The sequence below is a fragment of the Geobacter grbiciae genome, from assembly GCF_018531165.1.
GTDB lineage: Bacteria > Desulfobacterota > Desulfuromonadia > Geobacterales > Geobacteraceae > Geobacter > Geobacter metallireducens.
In genome coordinates this window covers 486,830-505,857 of the sequence record NZ_JAHDIW010000001.1, presented here as the reverse complement: position 1 = coordinate 505,857, position 19,028 = coordinate 486,830, and the positions used below count along the sequence as shown (strand labels likewise).

Annotated in this window: 17 protein-coding genes; 3 read left to right on the top strand and 14 right to left on the bottom strand. The window is 63.2% G+C overall.

The window, feature by feature from the left end; translation table 11 throughout:
* The first annotated feature begins 3 nt into the window (after positions 1-3).
* Both KJB29_RS19190 and KJB29_RS02210 read left to right on the top strand, forming a co-directional pair.
* On the top strand, positions 4-3,630 hold the full coding sequence (locus tag KJB29_RS19190) for a class I SAM-dependent DNA methyltransferase (protein ID WP_246560122.1): 3,627 nt from the start codon (positions 4-6) through the stop codon (positions 3,628-3,630).
* Between the two features lie 42 nt (positions 3,631-3,672).
* Positions 3,673-4,434 carry an alpha/beta fold hydrolase gene (locus tag KJB29_RS02210; protein ID WP_215733171.1) on the top strand — a complete coding sequence of 254 codons (762 nt, stop codon included), beginning with the start codon at positions 3,673-3,675 and terminating at the stop codon, positions 4,432-4,434.
* A 45-nt stretch (positions 4,435-4,479) separates the two neighbouring features.
* On the opposite strand, the gene KJB29_RS02205 is transcribed toward KJB29_RS02210, so the two are convergent.
* Positions 4,480-5,550, bottom strand: coding sequence for a type IV pilus twitching motility protein PilT (locus KJB29_RS02205; RefSeq protein ID WP_215733170.1), 1,071 nt, complete (start codon positions 5,548-5,550; stop codon positions 4,480-4,482).
* Positions 5,551-5,562: 12 nt separating this feature from the next.
* Entirely contained in the window at positions 5,563-7,185 is a 1,623-nt protein-coding gene (locus tag KJB29_RS02200) for a GspE/PulE family protein (RefSeq protein WP_215733169.1), read from the bottom strand.
* Between the two features lie 183 nt (positions 7,186-7,368).
* Here KJB29_RS02200 and KJB29_RS02195 point away from each other — a divergent pair, with 183 nt between their 5' ends.
* Positions 7,369-8,373: a hypothetical protein gene (locus KJB29_RS02195; protein WP_215733168.1), complete on the top strand. Its 1,005-nt coding sequence runs from the start codon at positions 7,369-7,371 to the stop codon at positions 8,371-8,373.
* A 211-nt stretch (positions 8,374-8,584) separates the two neighbouring features.
* On the opposite strand, the gene KJB29_RS02190 is transcribed toward KJB29_RS02195, so the two are convergent.
* The 12 genes from KJB29_RS02190 to KJB29_RS02135 form a co-directional block, all read right to left on the bottom strand.
* The gene (locus KJB29_RS02190) at positions 8,585-9,547 is read right to left on the bottom strand and encodes a transglycosylase domain-containing protein (RefSeq protein WP_215733376.1); all 963 of its coding nucleotides are present in this window, start codon (positions 9,545-9,547) and stop codon (positions 8,585-8,587) included.
* A 2-nt stretch (positions 9,548-9,549) separates the two neighbouring features.
* Entirely contained in the window at positions 9,550-10,569 is a 1,020-nt protein-coding gene (pdxA, locus tag KJB29_RS02185) for a 4-hydroxythreonine-4-phosphate dehydrogenase PdxA (protein WP_215733167.1), read from the bottom strand.
* An 87-nt stretch (positions 10,570-10,656) separates the two neighbouring features.
* Positions 10,657-11,073 carry a F0F1 ATP synthase subunit epsilon gene (locus KJB29_RS02180; RefSeq protein ID WP_215733166.1) on the bottom strand — a complete coding sequence of 139 codons (417 nt, stop codon included), beginning with the start codon at positions 11,071-11,073 and terminating at the stop codon, positions 10,657-10,659.
* A gap of 62 nt (positions 11,074-11,135) precedes the next feature.
* Complete coding sequence (atpD, locus tag KJB29_RS02175; RefSeq protein ID WP_215733165.1) at positions 11,136-12,548, bottom strand: F0F1 ATP synthase subunit beta; 1,413 nt, start codon at positions 12,546-12,548, stop codon at positions 11,136-11,138.
* A gap of 58 nt (positions 12,549-12,606) precedes the next feature.
* On the bottom strand, positions 12,607-13,470 hold the full coding sequence (atpG, locus tag KJB29_RS02170) for an ATP synthase F1 subunit gamma (RefSeq protein WP_215733164.1): 864 nt from the start codon (positions 13,468-13,470) through the stop codon (positions 12,607-12,609).
* A gap of 21 nt (positions 13,471-13,491) precedes the next feature.
* Positions 13,492-15,003, bottom strand: a complete 1,512-nt coding sequence (gene atpA, locus KJB29_RS02165) for a F0F1 ATP synthase subunit alpha (protein WP_215733163.1) — start codon at positions 15,001-15,003, stop codon at positions 13,492-13,494.
* A gap of 8 nt (positions 15,004-15,011) precedes the next feature.
* Positions 15,012-15,554, bottom strand: coding sequence for an ATP synthase F1 subunit delta (gene atpH, locus KJB29_RS02160; RefSeq protein ID WP_215733162.1), 543 nt, complete (start codon positions 15,552-15,554; stop codon positions 15,012-15,014).
* Positions 15,551-16,171: a F0F1 ATP synthase subunit B gene (locus KJB29_RS02155; RefSeq protein ID WP_215733161.1), complete on the bottom strand. Its 621-nt coding sequence runs from the start codon at positions 16,169-16,171 to the stop codon at positions 15,551-15,553. Before KJB29_RS02155 ends, atpH begins: the two co-directional genes overlap by 4 nt.
* A 1-nt stretch (position 16,172) precedes the next feature.
* Positions 16,173-16,598: a F0F1 ATP synthase subunit B gene (locus tag KJB29_RS02150; RefSeq protein WP_215733160.1), complete on the bottom strand. Its 426-nt coding sequence runs from the start codon at positions 16,596-16,598 to the stop codon at positions 16,173-16,175.
* Positions 16,599-16,780: 182 nt separating this feature from the next.
* Positions 16,781-17,620, bottom strand: a complete 840-nt coding sequence (locus tag KJB29_RS02145; protein WP_215733159.1) for a ParB/RepB/Spo0J family partition protein — start codon at positions 17,618-17,620, stop codon at positions 16,781-16,783.
* Entirely contained in the window at positions 17,613-18,386 is a 774-nt protein-coding gene (locus KJB29_RS02140) for a ParA family protein (protein ID WP_215733158.1), read from the bottom strand. Before KJB29_RS02140 ends, KJB29_RS02145 begins: the two co-directional genes overlap by 8 nt.
* A 145-nt stretch (positions 18,387-18,531) precedes the next feature.
* Positions 18,532-18,951: a response regulator gene (locus KJB29_RS02135; RefSeq protein ID WP_215733157.1), complete on the bottom strand. Its 420-nt coding sequence runs from the start codon at positions 18,949-18,951 to the stop codon at positions 18,532-18,534.
* Positions 18,952-19,028 lie beyond the last annotated feature (77 nt).

Below are 19,028 nucleotides of genomic sequence, written 5' to 3'. Positions count from 1 at the left end.
TCCATGCCCGAAGCACCCGCAACCTCCGCCGCCGTCGCCGACTTCCTCCGCCGCTGGGAGGCTTCCGGCGCGGCCGAGCGCGCCAACTACCAGCTCTTCCTCTCCGAACTGTGCGACCTCCTGGAAGTCCCGCGCCCCGAACCGGCCCAGCCCGACGACCGGAACAACGCCTACGTCTTCGAGCGGGCCGTCACCTTCCGCCACGGCACCGGCCTCACCAGCACCGGCCGGATCGACCTCTACAAGCGGGGGTGCTTCGTCCTGGAGGCCAAGCAGGGGAGCGACCGCCCCGGCGAGAGCCAGCCGCTCCTCGTTAAAGAGGAGGAGACGCCGTGGCTCTCCGGTCGCCGGGGAACCGCCGTGCGGGGCACCCGGGGGTGGGACGTGGCCATGCTCAAGGCCAAGGGGCAGGCGGAGCAGTACGCCCGCGCCCTCCCCGTGGAAGAGGGGTGGCCGCCGTTTCTTGTGGTGGTGGACGTGGGGCACGCCATCGAGCTCTACAGCGAGTTCTCCTGCTCCGGCAAGGCATACCTCCCCTTCCCCGACCCCAGCTCCTACCGCATCCTCCTGGCGGACCTGGAGGCTCCTGAGGTCCGGGAGCGCCTGCGCCTCGCCTGGACCGAGCCCCACCGCCTGGATCCGGCACGGCAGAGCGCCAAAGCAACACGGGAGGTGGCCGACCGGCTGGCGCTCCTGGCCAAGTCCCTGGAGCAGGCGGGGCACCAGCCGGAAAAGGTTGGGAACTTCCTCAAGCGCTGCCTCTTCACCATGTTCGCCGAGGATGTGGGGCTGATCCCCCACGAGAGCTTCACCGGCCTGCTGGAGAGCCTCAAGGGTGAGGCGGATAAGTTCGCCCCCATGGCCGAATCCCTCTGGGCCACCATGAAGGACGGCGGTTTCTCCCCGGTCCTGCGGGAGAAACTCCTGCGCTTCAACGGCGGACTTTTCGAGGAGGCCGAGGCGCTCCCCATCGGCGAGGAGCAGCTGGCTCTCCTGATCCGGGCCTCAAAGGCCGACTGGCGGGACGTGGAGCCGGCCATCTTCGGCACGCTGCTGGAGCGGGCCTTGGACCCGGAGGAGCGGCACCACCTGGGCGCCCACTACACCCCCCGCGAGTACGTGGAGCGGCTGGTCCTCCCCGCCGTGGTGGAGCCGCTCCGCTCCGACTGGGAGGCGGTCCTGGCCGCCGCCGTCACCCTGGACCGGCAGGGGGACCGGAGCGGCGCCGCGTCACTGGTCAAGGAGTTCCACCGGACCCTTTGCGCCCTTCGCATCCTCGACCCCGCCTGCGGCAGCGGCAACTTCCTCTACGTCACCTTCGAACACCTGAAACGGCTGGAGGGGGAGGTGCTGAACGCCCTGGCTGGATTCGGCGAGAGCCAGGCCCTTCTCGATCTGGCCGGCACCACCGTGGACCCCCACCAGCTCCTGGGGATCGAGGTCAATCCCCGGGCCGCCGCCATCACCGACATGGTGCTCTGGATCGGGTACCTCCAGTGGCACTTCCGCACCAGGGGGCACGTCCTGCCGCCGGAGCCGGTCATCAAGAAGTTCCGCAACATTGAGTGCCGCGACGCCGTGCTGGCCTGGGACGCCGTGGAGCCGGCGGTGGACGAACAAGGAGAGCCGGTCACGCGATGGGACGGCCGCACCACCAAGGCCCACCCGGTCACCGGGGAGCAGGTGCCCGACGAGACGGCCCGTGCGCCGCTTTTCCGCTACCTGAACCCGCGCCCGGCGGAGTGGCCCGAGGCCGATTTCGTGGTGGGGAATCCGCCGTTCCTGGGGGCCGCCACCATGCGCCGCTCCCTGGGGGACGGCTACGTGGAGGCGCTCCGGGCGGCCTGGAAGGAGGTGCCCGACTCCGCCGATTTCGTCATGTACTGGTGGCAGCAGGCGGCCGGACTGACCCGCCGGGGGAAGCTCCGCCGCTTCGGCTTCATCACCACCAACAGCATCCGGCAGGCCTTCAACCGGCGGGTGATCGAGCAGCATTTGGCGGGGACTCCGCCCCTCTCCCTCGCCTTCGCCATCCCCGACCACCCGTGGGTGGACTCCGCCGACGGGGCGGCCGTCCGCATTGCCATGACCGTGGGGAGAGCGAACTCCCTCACCTCCGGCCCCTCTCCCGAAGGGCGAGGGGAGCACGGCAAACCCTCGCCCTTTGGGAGAGGGTGGCGCGAAGCGACGGGTGAGGGGACACTCTGCACCGTGGTTGCCGAAGTGTCCGGGGACGGCGAAGGGGTAGAGGTGGAGCTGGCTGCGCGACAGGGGGTGCTGCACGCAGATTTGACCATCGGGGCCAATGTGGCCGGGGCTGGGCCGTTACTGGCTAACGGTGACCTCAGTTGTCCCGGCGTCAAACTGCACGGTGCGGGATTCATCGTAACGCCCGAAGAAGCTGCCGGTCTGGGGCTTGGCAGGGTGCCCTGCCTGGAAAACCACATCCGCCCCTACCGCAACGGCCGCGACCTGACCGCCACCCCGCGCGGCGTGCTGGTGATCGACCTGTTCGGCCTCACCGCCGAAGAGGTGCGCGAGCGGTTTCCCGAGGTCTACCAGTGGGTCGCCGAGCGGGTCAAGCCGGAGCGGGATGCAAAAGCACATAGCAAGGACGGAGCCGGTTACGCAAAACTTTGGTGGCTGTTCGGCAAGCCGAGACAGGAACTGCGCAAGGGCTTTGCTGGCCTCCCCCGCTACATCGCCACCGTGGAGACCGCCAAACACCGAACGTTTGTCTTTCTCGACCAGAGCATCCTCCCCGACAACAAGCTGATTGCCATCGCCAGCGACGACCCCTTCGTCCTGGGAGTCCTCTCCAGCCGCATCCACGTCACCTGGTCACTGGCTGCCGGCGGAAGGCTTGGGGTTGGCAATGATCCTGTCTACGCCAAGTCCCGCTGCTTCGAGCCCTTCCCCTTCCCGGACTGCGATGAGACAAGAAAAGAACGCATCCGCCTCCTTGCCGAGCAACTGGATGCGCACCGCAAGCGGCAGCAGGCCCTCCACCCCGGCCTGACCCTGACCGGCATGTACAACGTACTGGAGAAGCTGCGGAGCGGCGAACCCCTGACGGCGAAGGAGAAGATCATCCACGAGCAGGGGCTGGTGGCGGTGATGCGGCAGCTCCACGACGACCTGGACGCCGCCGTGGCCTCGGCCTACGGCTGGCCGGCAGACCTCTCCGGCGAGGAGATACTGGATCGGCTGGTGGCCCTGAACCGGGAGCGGGCCAGGGAAGAGGAGCAGGGGCTGGTGCGCTGGCTGCGGCCCGAGTACCAGCAGCCACAGGAATTCGCGCACCAGCTGGAAATCCCCTCCCCCCTGGCGGGGGAGGGTAAGGGTGGGGGGGAAGCCCCGCAATCCGCCACTACCGGCAATGCCGCCATCACCCACCCCCCGGCCCCCTCCCGTCAAGGGAGGGGGGAAAAACTCCCCTGGCCCAAAACCCTCCCCGAACAGGTCCAGGCGGTCCGGGCCGCCCTGGCCGATGCCGGCGGCCCCGCCACCGCCGACACCATCGCCCGCACTTTCCAGCGGGCCCGCACCGACAAGGTGGCGGAACTGCTGGCCACCCTCGCCGCCATCGGTCAGGCCCGGGAAGTGGAGCCGGGGACGTACAGCGGCTGACGCATCCTGAAGCCACATCACCCACAAGGAGGACTGATTCCCATGCCGCACCTGAACCTTGGCGAGGACAGACAAATCTATTACGAACTCATCGACGGAGACCACAACCGCCCCCATCTGGTCTTTCTCCATGAAGGGCTGGGCTCCACGGCCATGTGGAAGAAGTTTCCTCAGCTCCTCTGTGCGCAAACCGGTTGCCCCGGCATCGTCTATGACCGTCTCGGCTACGGCAATTCCTCGCCGCTCCCCGGCCCCCTGACCCTCCATTATCTGCATAGCTATGCGCTGCTTGAGTTGCCGAACGTCATTACACGGCTGATTCCGGAGAGGGATTACATCCTGATCGGCCATTCGGACGGCGGAAGTGTCGGCCTTATTGCCGCGGCGGAAAAACCCCCGCGGCTCAAGGGGTTCATCGGCGAGGCACCCCATGTTTTTGTGGAAAAGGAGACTTTGGCCGGCGTCCGGGCCGCGACGGATGTCTTCAACGCGGGAGGATTGCGCGGGCTCTTCAAGTATCACGGAGAAAAGACGGAAGGGCTCTTCAAGGCATGGTCCGACAGCTGGCTCAGCGAGGGGTTCCAACACTGGAATATCGAGTACGCGCTGCCGTCCATAGAATGTCCGGTTCTGCTGGTGCAGGGCACGGAGGACAACTACGGCACGGTTGCCCAGGTGGATACGATCGCGGCCAAGACGGCGAATGTCCGCAAGGCGATGCTGGAAGAGTGCGCCCACGTTCCGCACCATGAAAAGACCGATGTTGTTCTGCAGCTCATGGCGGAGTTCGTGGAGCGTCTATAGCTCGCACCGGCCCCCAGTGAACGGGGCCGGCGTGAAGAAAACTCTCTACTGCCCCGGCTTCTCCGCCAGGTACTGCTCAAACTGCTTTTTGTCCTGTGCGCAGCGGTAGGCCTCTTCGGCGGTGACCCGCTTGGTCTTGAAGAGGTCCAGGAGGTGCTGGTCCATGAGCTGCATCCCGTCCCGCTTGGCGGTCTGGATGATGGAGGGGATCTGGAAGGTTTTTCCCTCCCGGATCAGGTTGCCGATGGCCGGAGTGCCGAGCATGATCTCCAGGGCCGCCACCCGCCCCTTGCCGTCGGCGGTCTTCAAGAGCTGCTGGCAGACGACCCCCTTGAGGGATTCGGAGAGCATGGCCCGGGTCTGCTCCTGCTGGTCGGTGGGGAAGACGTCGATGATCCGGTCGATGGTCTTGGACGCCGAGTTGGTGTGGAGGGTCCCGAAGACCAGGTGGCCGGTCTCGGCGGCGCTCATGGCGAGGCCGATGGTCTCCAGGTCCCGCATCTCCCCCACGAGGATCACGTCGGGGTCTTCCCGAAGCGCGGCCCTGAGGGCGGCGGTGAAGGTCATGGAGTGCTCCCCGATCTGCCGCTGGTTCAGGAGCGACATCTTGTTCTCGTGGATGAATTCGAGGGGGTCCTCCAGGGTGAGGATGTGCTCCTTGCGGGTGGCGTTGATGAGGTCGATCATGGCGGCCAGGGTCGTGGACTTCCCCGAGCCGGTGGGGCCGGTGACGAGCACGAGCCCCTTCTTGAACAGGGTCATGCGCCGGACCCCGTCGGGGAGGCTGAGATCGTCGGCCGAGAGGATCTTGCTGGGGATGATCCGGAAGACCGCGGCGATCCCCCGGTGGGTCAGCATGTAGTTCCCCCGGAACCGGGCCAGCCCCGGGATGGCGTAGGCGAAGTCGAGGTCGTGACGCTCCTCGAAGTCGGCCTTCTGCTTCTCGGTGAGGATCTCGTAGAGGATGGCCTTCAGCTCGTCATGGGAGAGGGGCTTGAAGTTCTGGCGGGCCATCTCGCCGTGGAGCCGGAAGATGGGAGGGGACCCGGAGGAGAGGTGGAGGTCGGAAGCCCCATGTTCCTTGAGCATTTTAAAGAGTGTGTCGATGCGTGCCATATGGTTTCTCCGTCAGCCGAGTAGGGAGGCCGTGAAATCCTCCCGGGAGATTACTCCCTGCGCAACCAGCGCCCGTCCGTCCTCGGCGATCCCCCGCCAGCCATGTTCCCGCAAATGCCCGAGCACGTCGCCGCTGTCGCGGGCCGTCTCGAAGAGCTCCCGCACCCGCTGGTCGAAGGCGATGATGTCCATGAGGAAGCGGGTACCCGCGTAGCCGGTCTGGCCGCAAGCCGGGCACCCCGCCGACCGGAAGGAGGGCTCCGTCTCGTCGGGAGGCGACGGCACGGCCGCACGGCAGTCGGGGCAGAGGGTGCGGACCCCGGCACAGACGATGATCCCCCGCAGATGGGCCGGGGTGAGGAGGTGCCGGTCCCGGAAAGTGATGAGCTGCTGCAGGGCGCCGGCCCCGTCGCCGCAGGAGAGGCCCGCGACCACGAGGGTCCCCCGCTGGGCGGCCCGGCAGGCGGCCGCAAAGACCTTGCCGTCGGCCACATCCTCCAGGATCAGGATGTCGGGGTCGTGTTCCAGGGCTGCCATGACCACGGCTCCCACTTCGGTGCCGGCCGGCACCGGCACCCGGGGAAAGCGACGCCCCCCTTGGGGCGGCCCGCTCCCCACCATGATGACGGTCTTGCCGGCGGTGTCGCACTCCTGAAGGTAGAGCTCCATGAGCCGTCCCCGCATCTCCTCTTCCCGGGCGCCCACGACCACCATCCCCCGCCCCGCCGCGGCCAGTTCCGCAAAGCGGGCCGTGGTGGCCTCCGGAAGCCCCATGTCGGCCACGGAGTCGGGGAAGGCAGCGTCGACCCGCATCCTGAAGGTGAGGTAATCGCCCCCCTCCCCCCGCAGGAGCGCCACCTGGAACGGGATCATCCGCCCCTTCCACCCAAAGGCGAAGGCCCCCTTGGCGGTGAATTCGCCTCCTGCAAGCTTGGCCAGCTTTTTCACCCGCATGACCACCTCGGGATAATGGGTTGGGGAGAGGCGCCCCGCTTCGCGTCCGACTCCGCCCCGGCGGCAGACCACCACGATCCCGTCCCCCAGGGGTTGCAGGGAGAGGGAGGAGAGTTTCTGCTGGACCACGAAGAGGAGGAGGTAATCGACGAACTTCGCGCCGGTCAGGTCGTGGTTGATGGCGCTGAGGACGCTGGCCGGGAAGGCGGCCGACTCGAAGCCGAGGATGTCGGTCTCCTCCGGCGGCCCGTAGAATATCTCCTGCATCTCGCGGATCTCCCGCAGGAGCCCCACCGACACCGATACGGGGCAGCCGGCAGCCTTCTCCACCGCCGCCAGGGCCGCGGTGTTGAGGGGATCGGCGATGGCGATGCTGATCTCGTCCCCGGTGACGATGAGGGGGATGAGGTTGTGCTGGCGCGCCAGTGCCGCCGGGATCAGGGCCACGGCCTCTGTGTCCACCATGGTCGGTTTGAGCCGCACGTAGGGGATGTTGAGCTGGTTGGAGAGGGCCCAGTCGATGTCCTCCTGGGCCACGACCCCCAGTTTCACCAGGGCCTCGCCGAAGCGGCACCCCGTCGTCTGCTGCTCGTCGAGGGCGGCGCGGATATCGTTCTCGCTGATGATCTGGCACCGGAAGAGTATGTCCCCCAGAGACCCAGGCCGTACGATGCTTTCCATGGTAATCCTCCCTTTTGACTACATCGGTCGGGTCAGCTCAATTCTTGAGGAATATTTTCGGCTTGCCCCGCTTCTCATCCTTTACACAACAGACGGCCCTGTGCTAGGCTCATGAAAAATTTTCGGTTCCGTGACTGGCCCCGCGTCTGCTGACGCCCGTCATGGCGCCCCAGGAGCGTTCACATGAAAAGAAAAGCCCTCGCCCTCCTCTCCGGGGGGCTCGACTCTACCCTTGCGGTCAAGGTGATGCTTGAGCAGGGGATCGAAGTCGAAGCCCTCAACTTCACCTCCCCCTTCTGTACCTGTACCGGAAAAAACGCGGGATGCAAATCGGAAGCGATCCGGGTGGCCGAAGAGTTCGGCATCCCCATCAAGGTGATGCACAAGGGCGTGGACTACCTGGAAGTGGTCCGCAAGCCCAAACACGGCTACGGCAAGGGGATGAACCCCTGCATCGACTGCCGGATTTTCCTCTTGCGCAAGGCCAGCGAGTACATGGCCGAGAGCGGCGCCGACTTCGTCATCACTGGCGAGGTGCTGGGCCAGCGCCCCATGAGCCAGCGCCGCCACACCCTCGACATCATCGAGCGGGAGAGCGGCCTGGCGGGACGGCTGCTGCGCCCCCTGTCGGCCAAGCACTTCAAGCCGACCCTCCCCGAGCAGGAAGGGTGGGTGGACCGTGAGAAGCTCCTGGCCATCCAGGGACGCTCCCGCAAGGAGCAGATGCAGCTGGCCGAAGAGCTGGACGTGAAAAACTACCCCTGCCCCGCCGGCGGCTGCCTCCTGACCGAGGTCTCCTTCGTTTCCAAGGTACGGGACGTGTTCGACCACTCGGACCAGCTGAACCTGCGGGATTTCCGCCTTCTGAAGGTGGCGCGCCACTTCCGGGTCGGTCCCCGGACCAAGGCCCTCATCGGCCGCAACGAGGCGGAGAACGAGCTTCTCTCCCACAACATCCAGCCGGGGGAAGCGACGCTCCGCTGGCTCGACGGATCGAGCCCCCTGGGGGTCCTCATGGGGGTCGTGAACGACGCGCTTCTGGAGACCGCCGCAAAGATACTCCTGCGCTACACCCGGGCCGAGGCGGGGGCTGAGTGCCGGGTAAAGGTGGTAATCGACGACAACGAGTGGATCATTGCGATCCCCAACGAGTTCTCGGACCCGGCCATCGAGAGTTACCGCGTGTAGAATGAAATCGTTATTAATAACTCGGAGACACAGAGAGCACGGAGGAAAGACAATAGCTCCAGCCTGCAAGGCGGGGGGATACCAAAGTTCATTGTTGCCGACCGCTTGGCGTTGCTCCGTGTCCTCCGTATCTCCTTGTTATTCTGATGGATTTCAGGTTTTCTTACTAATCGAGTTCGCGCAAAAAGGGCGGGGAAATCCCCGCCCTTTCCTATTTCTGCTCCTCCTGAACGGGTGGCGCTCCCCCCTTTCCCTCTTCCGCAGGTGTCGTACCGGCCGGTTCCGCAGGCGGTAGTGCAGCAGGCGCTTCCTTGACGGTGCCTTCTCCCTCGGACGCCGGCACCGGCACCGGCTCCTGGGGCCCGGCACTACCCGTGAAGTTCTGGAACGTCGCCTCCACCTTCTCGATGCTGGCATCCACCTTCCGCTGGAGTCCGGCGATGTTGGGCTCCTGCCCCAGGGCCTGCTGGTACTCGCCAGCCGAGAGGACCCCCTTGTTCCGCAGCAGCCGCAGGATCATGCTGGAGCGCTTCAGCACCTTGTCCAGATTCTTGTAGGGATTGTAGGCCACCCGGGGCCCCGGCAGCATGGCGGCCAGGAAGGCGCACTCCCGGGGGGTCATGGCTGACGCGGGCTTGCCGAAGTAGTACCGGGCGCCGTGGCCGATGCCGTAGACCATGGGGCCAAGCTCCACAACGTTCAAGTAGAGCTCGATGATCCGCCCCTTGGTCAGCTCCTCCTCCATCCGCTTGGCAAGGACGACCTCCTTCACCTTGCGGGAGATGGTCTTCTCCCGGGAGAGGAAGAGGTTCTTGGCCACCTGCTGGGTGATGGTGGAGGCCCCCCGGGCGAAGCTCTTCTTTTCGAGGTCGTACTTGATGGCGTTCTTGATGGCCTTCACGTCGATCCCCTCATGCTTGTAGAAGTTGGAGTCCTCCGCCAGGATCACCGCCCACTTCATCTCCGCCGGGATGCTCCCCGACGGGGTCCAGTAGCGGTTTTTGGGCCCCACGGTGAAGGGGTGGTAGTCACCGTGCCAGTCCTTCACCTGGATGGTCATGTTCGTGCGGCGGTTCTTGAGATCCTCCACCGACGGAAGGAACATGAGGGATATGGCAATGTAGGCCCCATAGGCCACCACGGCCCCGATGGCCAGATAGAGCATCTTTTTCATGGTCACGGCGTTCCACCCCCCGATCCCTGCACCCGTGCCATCTCCGCCGCCATGAGGATGGCCGCCTTCATGCTCTCGGCCGAGGCCCTGCCGGTTCCGGCCAGATCGTAGGCGGTGCCGTGATCCACGGAGGTGCGGATGATGGGGAGCCCCAGGGTCACGTTGACCCCGTCGTCGAAGTGGAGGAGCTTCAGGGGAATGAGTCCCTGGTCGTGGTACATGCAGACCGCCGCGTCGTAGTTCCCCTGGACGGCGAAGTGGAAAAGCGTATCGGCCGAGAGGGGGCCGATCGCATCGATCCCCTCCTGCCGGGCTGCCGCCACGGCCGGGGCAATAATCCGCGCCTCCTCGTCCCCGAACATCCCCCCTTCGCCGCAGTGGGGATTGAGGGCCAGGACCGCGATGCGGGGATTCCTTTTGAAATAGCGGTGCAGGTCCCGGTGGGTGATACGGATCGTCTCCAGAACCCGCTCGAAGGTCACCAGACGCGGCACGTCAGACAAGGCCTCGTGGATGGTGACGAGGGTAACCCGGAGCCGGGAGCCGGCCAGCATCATGACGACTCGCTCCGCCCCCGCCAGCTCTGCCAGGAGTTCCGTATGCCCGGGATACCGGTGCCCGGCCCGGTTCAAGGCCTCCTTGCTGATGGGAGCAGTCGCCATGGCGTCAGCATTTCCTTCAAGGCAGAGCCGCGCGGCTTCGCAGATGGCCCGGTACATGGCGTCGCCACTGTCAACGGTGGGGCAGCCATACTGCATGTCCGCTTCGGTGAGGGACGAAATCTCCCAAAGGGGGAGCACCCCTTCTTTGCTTTCTTCCCAGTTCAGGGTATCGGTCCGCTCTACCCTGAGCGCGGCGCCCGTAACGGCGATTCCCCTGGCCATGGCCGCGCTGTCGCCGATGACGAGGAAGCGGCAGCATTGACGCACCTCTGGATCGGCCAGGGCTGCGGCGATGATCTCGGGGCCGACCCCGGTGGGGTCCCCCATGGTTATGACAATACGTGGTTTAGTGTTTGGCATGGTCGGATCATAGCAGGATTCAGGGCCTGCATCAGTGAAAAAAAAAGAGCGGCTAGGCCGCTCTTCTTGGTACGTGGTGATTTTTCGCTACTTCCGGGTGGACTTGCCTGCCACCTGCATACGGATCAGGGCCCGCTCCAGGGCTGCCTCCTGGGTCTTGTAGCTCTTGTCTTCAGGGGAGAGACCCTTGAGGGCCGCTTCGGCACGACCAAGAGCAGCCTTTGCGCGCTCAAGATCGATCTCGTCTGCCCGCTCCGCGGTTTCAACGAGCACCGTGACCTTGTCGTCCTCCACTTCGAAATAGCCCCAGTTGACGGCCAGATGGAAGAACTGCCCGCCCTTCTTGTAGGTGAGCTCACCGATCTTCAGGGATGTGAGGAACGGCGCGTGGCCCGGAAGAACGCCGAACTCGCCGAGGGCACCGGTGGCCGTGATCTCATCGACCTCTTCGGACAGAATCTTTTTATAGGGTGTTACCAGATCGACTTTCAGTTTTTCAGCCATCTATCTTCATCCTTTTGGCAGGGAAGCCGCAACGGCCTCCCTGCGACGAGGTCATGTGAATCTTAGGCAGCAAGCTTCTTCGCTTTTTCCAGGGCCTCTTCGATGGTGCCGACCATGTAGAAGGCCTGCTCAGGGATGTCGTCGTGCTTGCCGGCAACGATCTCCTGGAAGCCCTTGATGGTGTCCTTCAGTTCAACGTACTTGCCGGGGCTGCCGGTGAAGGCTTCGGCCACGTGGAAGGGCTGGGAGAGGAAGCGCTGGATCTTCCGGGCACGGGCAACAACCAGCTTGTCCTCTTCGGAGAGCTCGTCCATACCGAGAATGGCGATGATGTCCTGGAGGTCCTTGTACTTCTGGAGAACGTACTGAACCTGGCGGGCGATGGCGTAGTGCTCCTCGCCAATTACCTGGGGGTCGAGAATCCGCGACGTGGAGTCGAGGGGGTCAACGGCCGGGTAGATGCCGAGCTCGGCGATCTGACGGGAAAGAACGGTCGTTGCATCCAGGTGGGCGAAGGCCGTTGCCGGAGCCGGGTCGGTAAGGTCGTCGGCCGGAACGTAGATGGCCTGAACCGAGGTAATGGAACCCTTGGTGGTGGAGGTGATCCGCTCCTGGAGCTCACCCATCTCAGTGGCCAGCGTGGGCTGGTAACCAACGGCGGAAGGAATCCGGCCAAGAAGCGCAGAAACCTCGGAACCCGCCTGGGTGAAACGGAAGATGTTATCAATGAAGAGGAGAACGTTCTGCCCTTCCTCGTCCCGGAAGTACTCGGCGATGGAGAGGGCGGAAAGGGCAACCCGGGCGCGGGCTCCCGGCGGCTCGTTCATCTGGCCGTAGACGAGGGCGGCTTTATCGAGAACGCCGGACTCCTTCATCTCCATCCAGAGGTCGTTCCCTTCACGGGTACGCTCGCCAACGCCGGCGAACACGGAGAAACCGCCGTGCTGCTTGGCGATGTTGTTGATGAGTTCCATGATGAGAACGGTCTTGCCGACGCCGGCGCCGCCGAAGAGGCCGATCTTGCCCCCCCGTGCATAGGGAGCGAGGAGGTCGACGACCTTGATGCCGGTGGTGAAGGCCTCGACCTTGGTGGACTGGTCCACGAAGGAAGGGGCTTCACGGTGGATGCCGTACTCCTTCTCGGCATTGACCGGACCCATCTCGTCCACCGGCTCGCCGATGACGTTGAGGATGCGGCCCAGGGTCTTGCGGCCGACCGGTACGGAGATCTGCTTACCGGTGTCGAGGGCAACCTGGCCCCGGACGAGACCGTCGGTGGAGTCCATGGCGATGGTCCGGACGGAATTCTCGCCCAGGTGCTGGGCAACTTCGAGCACCAGGTTGTATTCTTTATCGTCAATGGCCGGGTTGGTGACCCGGAGGGCGTTGTAGATGGGAGGCAGTTTGCCCGGCTCGAACTCGACGTCGATAACCGCGCCGATAACCTGCGAAATTTTACCAAAGTTCTGACTCATGGTGCCTCTTCCTCCTGCGGCCCGTGCCGGGCCTCTATTTTATAATCGTGAGATTAACTTATCCCTTGATCGACTCGGCACCGGAGATGATCTCCATGAGCTCGGTCGTGATTGCTGCCTGGCGGGCCCGGTTGTACTGAAGGGTCAGCTTGCCGATCATCTCGGTGGCGTTCTTGGACGCGCTGTCCATGGCGGTCATCCGGGCGCCGTGCTCCGATGCCACCGACTCCAGCAGCGCCTTGAACACCTGCACCTCGATGTGCTTGGGAAGGAGTTCGTCAAGGAGCTCCCCTTTGGAGGGCTCGTAGATGTACTCGGGAACGTACTCCTCTTCGGCTGTCTCCTCGGGAACAATCGGGAGGAGCTGCTGGAGGGTGATGTCCTGGGACATGACACTCCGGAACGCGTTGAAGAGGAGATAGACCTCGTCGTATTCCTCCGTCACGTATCCCTCAATCACTTCCTGGGCCAGAAGCGCAGCAGTAGGATAGCTGAGGTTCGAGAGGACGTTGCCGTAGTTCTTGTGGATCTTCTGCCGGTTCTTGAGGAACTCGAAGCCCTTGCGGCCGACGGTGGTCACGGAGATTTCGGCGAATTCAGCCTTCTTCTCCCTGATGAAGCGCTCCGCGGCCTTGCAGATGTTGGCGTTGAAGCCACCGCAGAGACCCCGGTCAGAGGTAACCACCACGAGGAGGGCCTTCTGGCTGATGCGCTTCTGCAGCAGGGGGCTTCCGCTTTCGTCCTGACTCTTGGCCAGGCGGCCCAGAACCTCCCCCAGCTTCTTCGCGTAGGGGCGGGCGGCAACCACGTTTTCCTGGGCACGGCGCAGCTTCGCTGCCGAGACCATCTTCATGGCCTTGGTTATCTGCCTGGTGTTCTTGACCGAGACAATACGTTTTTTAATGCTTTTCAGGCTTGCCATATCTGGAGGACCGTCCTTAGATTACGCGGTAAATTCCTTCTTGAATTCGTCAAGGGCGGCAACGATCTTGCCCTTGAGGTCGTCATCGATCGCCTTCTTGTCGCGCAGTTCGGCGAGGATATCAGCCTTCCTTCCGTCGAAGAAGGAATAGAGCTCGCTCTCGTAACGGCGCAGGGAGGCAACGGGGTAGTCATCGACATAGCCGTTGTTGGCGGCGAAGATGATGAGGACCTGCTTCTCGTTGGGAATCGGACGGTACTGGGGCTGCTTGAGAATCTCGACGAGGCGCTCGCCGCGGGCCAGCTGCATCTGGGTCGCCTTGTCCAGGTCGGAACCGAACTGGGCAAAGGCTGCCATCTCGCGGTACTGGGCGAGGTTCAGACGGAGCGTACCGGCAACCTGCTTCATGGCCTTCACCTGGGCGGAACCACCGACCCGGGAGACCGAGAGGCCGACGTTAATGGCCGGGCGGACGCCGGAGTAGAACAGGTCGCTCTCCAGGTAGATCTGGCCGTCAGTGATGGAGATGACGTTGGTCGGAATGTACGCGGAAACGTCGCCGGCCTGGGTCTCGATGATCGGGAGCGCGGTGAGGGAGCCGGCGCCGCAGTCGTCGGAGAGCTTCGCAGCACGCTCAAGGAGACGGCTGTGGAGGTAGAAAACGTCGCCCGGATACGCTTCACGCCCCGGCGGACGACGAAGGAGCAGGGAGAGCTGACGATAGGCAACGGCCTGCTTGGAGAGGTCATCGTAGATGATCAGGGCATGCTTGCCGTTGTCCCGGAAGTACTCGCCCATGGTGACGCCGGTGTAGGGGGCGATGAACTGGAGCGGTGCAGGCTCGGAGGCGGAGGCGGAAACGACGATGGTGTAATCCATGGCGCCGTGCTCCTGGAGCTTGCTCACCACCTGGGCAACGGTGGAACGCTTCTGGCCGATGGCGACATAGATACAGATGAGGTCGCCACCCTTCTGGTTGATGATGGTGTCGATGGCAACGGCGGTCTTGCCGGTCTGGCGGTCGCCGATGATGAGCTCCCGCTGGCCGCGGCCAACCGGAACCATGGCGTCGATGGCCTTGAGGCCGGTCTGCATCGGCTGGTGGACCGACTTCCGCTTGACGATGCCGGGGGCCTTCACCTCGACCTTACCGAAGGTGGAGGTGTTGATCGGGCCCTTGCCGTCGATGGCCTGGCCGATGGCGTTGACAACGCGGCCGATGAGGGCCTCGCCTACGGGAACCTCGACGATCCTGCCGGTCCGCTTGACGGTGGTCCCTTCCTTGATGTTCTCGTTGTCTTCACCGAGGATCGCCGCACCGACGTTGTCCTCTTCGAGGTTGAGAACCATGCCGGAGACCCCGCCGGGGAACTCCAGGAGCTCGCCGGCCATGGCCTTGTCCAGGCCGTGGATGCGGGCGATACCGTCACCGACGGAGATGATGGTGCCGGTCTCGGCCACCTCGACCTCCTTGCCGTACTCCTTGATCTGCTTGCGGATAATTTCGCTGATTTCTTCGGCTCTGATTTCCATGGAACCTCTCACCCCTTCTGTAATATATCCTGAATCCTGTTCAACTGGGTCCGTACGCTGCCGTCAAAAACCTTGTCGCCGATCTTGGTGATCACCCCGCCGATGAGCGAGGGCTCCACCTGGACCGACAGCTGCACCTTCTTCCCCGTTGCCTTGACCAGCGCGCCCTTCATGCTCTCCACCTGGGCATCCTCAAGAGGGAAAGCCGAAGTGAGCACCGGGCGAATGACGCCGGAAAGCTCGTCGGCGAATGCGGCATAGCTGTGGGCAATCTGGGGAAGAAAACTGATTCTCCCCCGGTCGAGGAGAACCTGGAGAAAGTTGGAGACCGTGCCGGAGAGGCTCAACTTCGCAAGAACGTCCTTGAGAATTTCCCTCTTGGCTTCAATGCGGTACGCAGGGCTTTTCAAGACGGAATCGATGTCGGCGTTTCCTTCAAGCAGGGCTGCGAACTGCCCCAACTCGGCACCGAACCGGTCGACCGCGCCTTCCTCGGCCCCGAGCTGCACCAGCGCCTTGGCGTAGCGACGTGCAATAGCGTTCGAGATCAATGTAAGTTCTCCACCTTCGTAAGATAGTCGTTAACCAGCCGATCCTGGTCGTCTTTCTTGATGTTCTCGCGCAGTGACTGTTCAGCCATCTGAACGGCAAGTCGCGCAGCCTCCCCGCGGAGTTCTGCCTTGGCCTTGAGAACCTCCTGAGAGGCAGTGGCGGCGGCCTGCTCGCGAATCTTGTCGGCGGTCAGCTTCGCCTCCGCGATGATCCGCTCCTTCTCCAACTCGGCTTCCTTGCGGATTGCGGCGTAGATATCGTCGATTTCCAGGTTCGCCTTTTCCAGCTTCCCGCTATACTCGGCAAACTTCTTCTCGGCAGCTGCCCGGGCCTCCTCGGCTTCACGGAGGGCCTTCTCGATGTTGGCGGTGCGGTCTGCCAGGGCACCCTTGGCATTGGCCTTCTTGAGGGCCCAGATGATGACACCGAGAAGGGCGGCAAAGTCGATGACCCTCCACATGAAATCCTTCATCTGCTTGCCGGTGTCAACGTGGTGGGCACCCTCGCCCCCCTCGGCGGCAAACCCGAGGGCTGAAAGGCCGATCACGGCGGCACAGACCGCCGCAGGCATCATCACGGACTTCAGGAGCCCTTTCTTCTTGCATGCGTTTGCCATGTTACAGACTCCTCCCAAGGACTTTCTCGCTGATTTCAAGGGACAGGGCACGGGCTTGTTCCGCCAGGAGCTGCTTGGCAGCAGCGGCTTCTTGCGCCACCCTGTTCTTGATGGAGGAGAGAGAATCGGCAGCCTCCTTGCGGGCCTTCTCGATGACAGCGGCCTCTTCCTGAAGCGCGCCGTTGCGAAGGGTCTCACGCTCGGCATTGGCCTTCGCCTTAATTTCGCGCAGGCGGGCTTCGTAGAGTGCCATTTTTTCCTGCACGTCCTTGTCAACCGCCGCGGCCCGCTCTTTTGCGCCGTCAATCTGCGCCTTCCGGTCCGCCATGATTTTTCTGATCGGCTTGTAGAGGAAGATGTTCAGAACCAGGAGGAGAACCAGGAAGTTTACGAACTGAATCACAAAGGCAAGATCTAAACTTATCACGCTACCGCTCCGTAAAATCCACCACTTGTAGTTTGTATTCCGTATACGGGGTACTGTATCAAAAAAATATGCGGTCGTAAGGCCGCAAAACAGACGTTAGCTATCACACGCATTGGCACTTGTCAACATATTTATCCAAAAAACGATACGGCGTGCATGCGCCCGACCGTGTCGCACGCCCTTTAACCAAGCAGAAGATCGACGATTCTTGCAAGTTCGTCGCGGCTGCCGTAGGCAATCTCGATTTTGCCCCCTTTGCCGCTCTTGCGAACCGCAATTTTTGTCATGAAGCGACGCTGCAACTGCTCCACGAGGTCAGCGGCATGGACCTCCACGGTTGCAACCTTAGGCTTGGGCTTCTGCTCCCCCTTCAGGCGCTTCACAAGGCTTTCCGCCTCGCGCACGGTGAGGTTTCCCTTGACAACAGCATCGCGGGCTTCCCGCATCTGGAGGTCGGTATCGAGGGCAAGAATCGCCCGCGCATGGCCCATGGCCAAGCGCTCTTCGACGATGTCCTTCTTCAGTTCGGCGGGAAGCTTCAGGAGCCGCAGGGAGTTGGCCACGGTGGATCGATCCTTCCCCACCCTCTTCGCGAGCTCGTCCTGGGTCAGGCTGAAGTTCTCCATGAGGGCGTGGTAGGCCTCGGCCTCCTCCACGGCGTTCAAGTCCTCCCGCTGGATATTCTCGATGAGGGCCATCTCCAGGGCGGTATCCTCGGAGACGTCCTGGATGACCACCGGCACCTCGCGGAGTCCGGCCTTCTGGGCGGCCCGCCAGCGGCGCTCGCCGGCGATGAGCTCGTAGTGGTCTCCCTTTTTCCGCACCACGAGGGGCTGGATTATCCCCTTCTCGCGGATGGATGCGGCAAGCTCTTCCAGCCTGTCGGGGGTGAAGGTCTTGCGGGGCTGGTTCCGGTTGGGACGAATCTCTTCGATGGGGCAGGAGAAGTAGCGTTTCCCCTCCTCCTCCACGACCGGGAGAAGGGCCGCCATCCCCTTGCCGAGTCCGGTCTTCCTAACCATGGTGCACCTCCCTTTCCATGAGTTCCTTGGCCAGTTCCATATAGGTGACGGCCCCCTTGGAGGTTATGTCGTACAGGATGATGGGACGGCCGTGGCTCGGGGCCTCGGAGAGTCTCACGTTGCGGGGGACCACGGTCTGAAAGGCAAGGGAGCCGAAGTGGGTCCGGATCTCCTCGCTTACCTGGCGGGAAAGGTTGATGCGGCCGTCGTACATGGTGAGAAGGATCCCTTCAATAGCGAGCTTCGGGTTGAGCCCCTTCTGAACCAGCTTGATAGTCTTGATGATCTGTGAAAGCCCTTCCATGGCGTAGTACTCGCACTGGAGCGGGATAAGGACCGAGTCGGCGGCGGTCATGGCGTTGACGGTGAGAAGCCCTAAGGACGGGGGACAGTCGATGATGATGTAGTCATACCGGTCATCAAGGTGTGCCAGGGCCTCCTTGAGCTTCCATTCCCGCGCCATGGCGGAAACGAGTTCCAACTCGGCGCCGGCCAGGTCGGTGGTGGCGGGAAGGAGGTCGAGACAGGCGAGGTCGGTCCTGACTATGAGCGTTGCCGGATCGGCGTCGTTGATGATGGCGTCGTAGACCGACTCCGTCAGGCTCCCCTTGTCGATGCCGACGCCGCTTCCGGCGTTCCCCTGGGGGTCCATGTCCACCAGGAGCGTCCGCTTTTCCGCCGCCGCAAGGGAAGCGGCAAGGTTGACGGCGGTGGTGGTCTTGCCGACCCCACCCTTCTGATTCGCTATGCAGATCTTCTTTGCCATCACAGGTAACCGTCGCGGGAAAAAGTGAGAAGGGAAAGCAGCTGGAAAGTCGTATCAATTACCACATTACCCCCGACTTGTGAAGGTATTTTTACCCGATGGGGCGTGGAATGAGGGTCGTCGGCCCCCCACGGGGCAGGGCGCGTCAAGAGGGGTGTATATCGAAGAGGCCGGCCTTCTCCAGGATGCCAACTATCTCTTTCCCATCCACCGGCTTGGTCAGGCAGCTGAGGACGGCCAACTCCCGGCAGCATTTCAGGTCGGTCTCCTCCCGGGACGAACTGATGACGATGACCGGAACCCGCTTGGTCCTCTCGTTGCCGCGAAGGGCGGTGAGAACCTCGATACCGTTTATTTTCGGCAGTTTCAGGTCGAGCAGGATAAACGCCGGTTCGAGAAACTCCCCTCCACCCCCCGGAGAACCGGGGCCCAGAAGACGGGCAAGGGCCTCTTCCCCATCGTGGGCAACGACAACGTTGTCGATTCCCTGCTTGCGCAAGGCGCGCAGCGCGAGAAATTCATCGTCCGGATTATCCTCCACCAGAAGAACCTGAAACTTCTCCATCGGCACTCTCCTCTCTGCGTCCCGCTTTCCCAAAACTGGCCGTTAAATAGTACGCCATAATGAAACTCTTGCAATGC